The organism is Mesorhizobium sp. M2A.F.Ca.ET.039.01.1.1 (genome assembly GCF_003998035.1).
Taxonomy (GTDB): domain Bacteria; phylum Pseudomonadota; class Alphaproteobacteria; order Rhizobiales; family Rhizobiaceae; genus Mesorhizobium.
The window spans coordinates 1-853 of the sequence record NZ_RZRY01001344.1 but is presented as its reverse complement, the minus strand read 5'-3'; the positions used below and the strand labels follow the sequence as shown (position 1 = coordinate 853).

General features: G+C 59.3%; 1 pseudogene. It reads right to left on the bottom strand.

What is annotated here, in order from left to right:
* Positions 1 to 709 precede the first annotated feature (709 nt).
* A pseudogene (locus tag EOA24_RS44205) lies at positions 710 to 853 on the bottom strand (transposase); the annotation flags it as partial.

The following is an 853-nucleotide window of genomic DNA, read 5'->3' as shown; positions in this document are numbered from 1 at the left end:
GGGAAAAGATTTGTGAAATAACTTAAAGCCGGCACACGCTTTAGACGTGGGCTCCCCCCTCTACTCGCCCGGCGGATTCCGCCATCGCCTTGACGATCGATGTCCACCTCGGCGGCGGGCTCGAGCCAAATCTCGGCAGACCGGCGTCCTACCGAACCACGACACCGCCACCGGAGCGTCCAGTATCCATCGAGACCCGCTCTGACGCCGATCAGTTCGTCGTCGGTGCCGAAGCACTTGCAACGCTTCGAGCAGATTGTCGGCGCCACCAAGTCCAACGTGTTTGTCCTGTCCATTTTCGTGGCCTCGCAGTCCGACGAAAAGGGCAGGGATCGCCGGGAACGCATTTCGGCATCGTGTTTCATTATCGGCAGTCGGCTACACGAAGGTATTACTCGACCGCTGCAGGTGACCGATGGCTTGCCACCCAACCACAGTCGTGTTCTTCGAAAGGTGAACGGCGTCCGGCAACCCGAAGTTCACAAGTTCAACTCCTGTCCCGCAACCAACGATTCTTGCGAAAGCAAGGCACCCAGAACCTCGGCCTCCGAAAGACGTCGGGGTTTTTCTTATTCGCCGCGAACCCCAGGAGCGCGGCAAGATCACCGCGAAGCACAAACGCCAGTTCGTCTTCGGTGGGCATGAGCGTGACCTGATCAACCAGCGTCCGGAAAACTTCGTGCCTCGGCCTTGCCATCCTCGCTCAATTGCGTAAGTCGCTGTCGGCCCGGCTGCGAGTCAGGATCACTACCGCAGCTTCATAGAGAAGCGAACGCACTGGGCGTCTCCGCGTCGGGAGATATAACCCCCAGGACGGCAGTTAGGTAGGCAGTGGCTGTGATCGCACCAACGC